We start from the raw sequence: 5,110 nt of genomic DNA on the forward strand, positions 1-5,110 counted from the left end.
TGTAAGCCATGTAGTAATTGCTGATGATGGCGAGCAGCAGCCAGCCCAGAAACGGCCACGGGCGCCGGCGCGCGATCAGGGTGTCGACCCCCAGCGCGATCAGCGGTAAAAATACGGCCGCGTCCAGCCACATCAAGTTGAGCTGATTGGCCAAGGCCCAGCCGGACAGGGCGTAGGCGGTGCCAAAGCCGACGATCCAAGGCAGGCTGCCGCGGTAGCGCTTGACGTACAGACATCGTGGCCCCGGCTGCGGCGTATTTGAGCAGTGTCATCACGGTGATAGCCAGGTCGAGCGCAGACTGTGGGAACAGCAGCAGGATCAGGTTGAAGGGACTCATCAGGTAATAGGCCAGGTGCCCAGCGCATCCCCGCCAAGGTCCTTGTTGAACGTGAAGAAGAACTGACCAGGGTGGCCAAAAAGGGTCTGGCGATAATAGCTGTAAAAGTCAATGTATTGCTGGCCCATGTCAACAGTCATGATCGAGTTATTGCCGAACGGCCAGACCTTAGTGGCGATGTAGTAGCCGGCCATGATCAACGCCGGCACCGCGGCGGCCAGGACCAGTGGGTGTTTTTGCAGCCAGTGAATGAGGCGCATGGCAGGCTCCCTTCTTGCGCGCTTACAAAAGAGTAAACTTTGGCGGGTTCGGCGCGCGAATTTGCTTGTTCCATAGTAACATGAAAGCCAGCAAGGCGTGGCAGAGCCGGCTGGTTTTTGCTACACTTGAAGGGTTACTTAAAGGAGAGAGACCGTGAAATACATTCGTACGCCAAAGCCGAAGCGGGAGCGCTCGCACATTCCCGCGCGGCTCAACATATTATTCTTCTTCGTGTTCTTGCTGCTGGCAGCGCTGGTGGCGCAGCTGGCCTACCTGCAAATCATGAACGGGTCGAAGTTTCGCGCGGATGTCGACTCGACGGATTCAGCCGTGGTCACCAGCGCGGTGCCACGTGGCCAGATCTATGACTCCGAAGGCCGACTGCTGGTGGCCAATTCCGCCAACAGTGCCATTGTGTACACCAAGAGTGTTGGCGTGGCGGCGGCCACCATGCGCAAGACGGCCGACGAGCTGGCGAAGTACGTCACGATCGACGAGTCGGGGATGCGCAAACGTGATTATGCGGATTATTACCTTGCCGACAAGGATAACGAAAAGGCGGTGATCGCTCAGCTGCCCAAGGCCCTGCAAACCACGACCGATACCAGCAAGCAGTACAAGGCGGAAGTCGCGTATGCGGTCAAGCACCTGCCGGACTACTCCGACCGGGAGAAAACGGCGGCGGCCTTTTACAAGAAAATGAACGGCGCCGCGCAGCTGACCACCGTGTACCTGAAGGACCGCGACGTGACGCGGGACGAGGTGGCGCAGGTCGGTGAGCACCTGACTTCGATGCCTGGGATCAACCTTGGCACTGACTGGGACCGCTCATACCCGAATGGCAAGTCCATGCTGAGTATCATCGGGACGGTGTCCTCGGAAAAAAACCGGGCTTCCGGCCGAAACCGTCAACGAGTACCTGGCCAATGGGTACGCCCGCAATGATCGCGTCGGCACCTCTTACCTGGAAAAGGAGTACGAGAACGTCCTGAAGGGCGCCAAGTCACGCACCAAAGTCGGCATTGGCAGCAATAACAACATTGTCAGCCAAACCACCGAGTTCAAAGGCGAGCAGGGGGCCAACCTCAACCTGACCATTAACTCGGCCTACCAGAAAAAGGTGGACGCCGACGTTCAGCGGGTCTTCAACCAGGCCCGGTCCGCGGGGATGACCAATGTTTCCGACGGGGCGTACGCCGTGGCGATGAACCCGCACACCGGTGCGATCCTCGCCATTTCCGGGCTGCACCAAGATGACAAGACCCACACGATCACCAATGACTCGCTAGGGGTCTTAAACCGCTCGTTTGCGATGGGGTCCATTGTCAAGCCGGCGATGGTCCTGGGCGCCTTGCAGGATGGGGTCATCACCGTCAACAACAACACGCAGGCCGACACGGCGATCTACCTGAAAAACACCCCGGTCAAGAAGTCCGATTACGGGATCAACACTTTTAGTTCCCTGAATGCGACGAAAGCCCTGGAAGTCTCCTCAAACACCTACATGATGCACTTGGCGATGAAGGAAGGTAATGCTGATTACGTGCCGAACTCCCATTTGATCATGAATAAGGATATCTTTACGAAGATGCGCGGCTACTTCAATCAGTTTGGACTCGGTCAGAAAACCGGCGTCGACCTGCCAGGAGAAATCACCGGCCAGGAAGGGCCCACGACCATGGACGGGCTGTTCCAAGTCGGCTCGGCGCTGGACTTGTCTTACGGGAACTTCGATACCTACACGCTGATCCAGGCGATCCAGTACGTCAGCACGCTAGCCAACAACGGCTATCGCATGAAGCCATACATCGTGAAGAGTATTAGCCAAACGCTCAGCAACGGCAGTCAGGGACCCGTGCTGGACACCACCACGCCCACGGTCCTGTCCAAGATCAAGAATAATCAGGCTCAGCTCAATCTGGTCAAACAAGGTATGTGGCAGGTGGTTCACGGGACCTCCGGCTATGCGACCGGGACCGCGCTGCAATCGCTGAATCCTGGCGTGGCCGGGAAGACCGGGACGGCGCAGACCTTCACGCCGGATCCGACCAACCCGAACGGCAAACCGATCGAGGCCATCACGCAAAGCTTCATCGGCTACGCGCCGGCAAAAAATCCGCAAGTGGCCGTCGCGGTGGTCGTCCCGAACTTGGGTAAAATGTCCAGCTACGCGTACGACATCGCCAAGCTCATGTTCCAGGACTACTACAGTTTGTACAATGTCCCCAAGGAGAAAAATTACAACGCCAAGGCGGCCAATCCCGGTTAACGGCCGCTCGCTGGCGCCACAGCTAGGAAAAGTCAGGCAAAGATGCTAAACTATTGAATGAGCTTGGGAGCGTTTTTTTCCGATCACTTGTGGCAACCGGCAGCGGGCTCACCCGGTGCCGGTTTGTTGTGTGAAGCCTCAGGAAGGAGCCGTGCGGTTGCAATATCGATTGAGACAACTGAAAAATTCACCTTACATCACGTACGCGTTGTTTGGACTGACGGTGCTCGTGTTTCTGCTCGAAACCGTTAACGGCGGGTCGACCAATAATTACGTCCTTGTCCGGTTTGGGGCGCGGTGGAACCCGCTGATCGAAGCCGGCCAGTGGTGGCGACTGATCACGCCGATTTTTGTCCACATCGGTTTGATGCACATCTTGGTCAACGGGGTCACCCTGTTTTACCTGGGCGGCATCACCGAGCTGATTTTCGGCCACTGGCGGTTTTTGGTGCTGTACCTGGTGTCCGGGTTTACCGGTAATTTGGCCAGCGCGGCATTTAACCCGACAGGCCTGGCGGCAGGGGCGTCCACGGCGCTGTTCGATGATGGGTGCGTACCTGATGCTGTACGACGGGTATCGCGAGAATTCCGGGATCCGGGCGATTTCACGGCAGTTCGTGATGCTCGCGGCTTTGAACATCGTCTTCGATCTTTTCATGCCCGGGGTCGATATTTACGGCCACATCGGCGGGTTTCTTGGCGGCTTTCTGATTGCGTACGCGCTGGGTGCCCCGAAATTGGGCGAGACGTCAATGCCGCGGCGGGTCGGTTCTCTCTTTGCCTTGGTGGCCGCGAGTGCGGCACTACTGATTTTTGCGTTTGGAAGTGCGCTATGAAGACTTTTTACGATGTGTTGCAACTGCTTGAACGGTACGGGACCTACATTCACGTCGGTAAGCGGCTCTGGGATATTGAGCTGGCTGCCGTGGAAGTGGATCGCTTGCACGAGTCTAAGCTGATCGATGACCGCACGTACGCTTCGGCGAAGATCATTTTGCGCCACGAGCACGAACAGGAAGAAAAGCATCCCTTGATTAATGATGATGGAGGAAAAAGTAATGGCTGACAAAAAAATTGATGGGGGTCGACCTTGGCGGTACGACCTGCAAGTTTGCAATCCTGACCGAAGACGGCGAGATCCAGCAGCGCTGGAGCATTGACACCAATATTCTGGATGAGGGCAGTCACATCATCCCTGACATTATTGCCTCGATTCAGGATCACCTGAAGCTGTACAACATGACGGCCGCCGACTTTGATGGGATCGGCATGGGCACTCCAGGAACCGTCGATCCGGCTCAGGGTACGGTCATCGGTGCGTACAACCTGAACTGGAAGACCATGCAGTACCCGAAGCGTGAGATTGAGGCGGCCACGGGCATCCCGTTTGCCATTGATAACGACGTCAACGTCGCGGCGATGGGCGAGCAATGGAAAGGCGCCGGTGACAAGTCAGACAATGTGACCCTGGTCGCCTTGGGCACCGGTATCGGCGCCGGTATCGTGTCTGATGGCATTCTGCTGCACGGCGTGGCCGGTTCTGCCGGCGAGGTCGGCCATGTGACCGTTGAGCCGAACGGGTACATGTGCACCTGCGGCAAGCGCGGCTGCCTGGAAACCGTTGCCTCCGCGACTGGCATTGTGCATGTCGCGCGGGACATGGCGGAAGAGTACGCCGGGGATTCCAAGCTGAAGCAGATCCTTGACGACGGGGATGACATTTCCTCAAAAATCGTCTTTGACTGCGCGCAGGCTGGCGACAAGCTGGCGCTGATGATCGTAGACAAGGTGTGCTACTACCTGGGATTGGGCCTTGGTAACCTCGGCAACATCCTGAACCCCGAGTACCTGCTGATCGGCGGCGGCGTTTCCGCGGCCGGCGACTTCCTGCTGACCCGGGTCCAGAAGTACTTTGACCAGTTCACGTTCCCGAACGTCCGCAACACGACCCACCTGCGTCTGGCAACGCTGGGCAACACGGCCGGCGTGGTGGGTGCAGCCAGCTTGGCTCGGCCGTAATCGGATTTTAAGCAAAAGCGCAAGCCTCGGGTCTATACCTGAGGCTTTTGTGATAAACTAGAAGTAACATGCGCCGTCCACAGACGACGCTTTGAAAGGACGTTTTTGGTTATGGGGAATTTTTTTGCTGGTGTTGGTTGGCTTGGGCCTGCTGGTCTGGGCGGCTAATTGGCTTCTGACGCAGTGGCAGAAGTCACGCTTGAATCAGTCGGTGGGGAGATCG

The 5,110-nt window shown here is 57.3% G+C and carries 2 protein-coding genes and 4 pseudogenes; 4 read left to right on the forward strand and 2 right to left on the reverse strand.

Annotated features, from left to right (window positions below):
- Together JCM13995_RS17915 and JCM13995_RS17295 are read right to left on the reverse strand one after the other, a co-directional pair.
- Window positions 1–232: YfhO family protein (locus JCM13995_RS17915; protein WP_369385739.1), on the reverse strand; the 232-nt coding region annotated here is incomplete at its 3' end.
- 58 nt (window positions 233–290) lie between these two features.
- Window positions 291–598 (reverse strand): annotated as a pseudogene (locus JCM13995_RS17295) (YfhO family protein); the annotation flags it as partial.
- A gap of 154 nt (window positions 599–752) precedes the next feature.
- On the opposite strand from JCM13995_RS17295, the pseudogene JCM13995_RS12810 reads away from it, so the two are divergent.
- The 4 genes and pseudogenes from JCM13995_RS12810 (at window position 753) to JCM13995_RS12825 (ending at window position 4,887) form a co-directional block, all read left to right on the forward strand.
- Window positions 753–2,868, forward strand: a pseudogene (locus JCM13995_RS12810) (peptidoglycan D,D-transpeptidase FtsI family protein).
- A 157-nt stretch (window positions 2,869–3,025) separates the two neighbouring features.
- Window positions 3,026–3,704, forward strand: a pseudogene (locus tag JCM13995_RS12815) (rhomboid family intramembrane serine protease).
- An 8-nt stretch (window positions 3,705–3,712) separates the two neighbouring features.
- A pseudogene (locus JCM13995_RS12820) lies at window positions 3,713–3,934 on the forward strand (YqgQ family protein); the annotation flags it as partial.
- An 11-nt stretch (window positions 3,935–3,945) separates the two neighbouring features.
- Window positions 3,946–4,887 (forward strand): ROK family glucokinase, encoded by a 942-nt coding sequence (locus JCM13995_RS12825; RefSeq protein ID WP_054666302.1) that lies wholly within the window; start codon window positions 3,946–3,948, stop codon window positions 4,885–4,887.
- Window positions 4,888–5,110: the final 223 nt, after the last annotated feature.

It is taken from the genome of Lacticaseibacillus camelliae DSM 22697 = JCM 13995, assembly GCF_001311195.1.
In the GTDB taxonomy this organism is placed as follows: domain Bacteria; phylum Bacillota; class Bacilli; order Lactobacillales; family Lactobacillaceae; genus Lacticaseibacillus; species Lacticaseibacillus camelliae.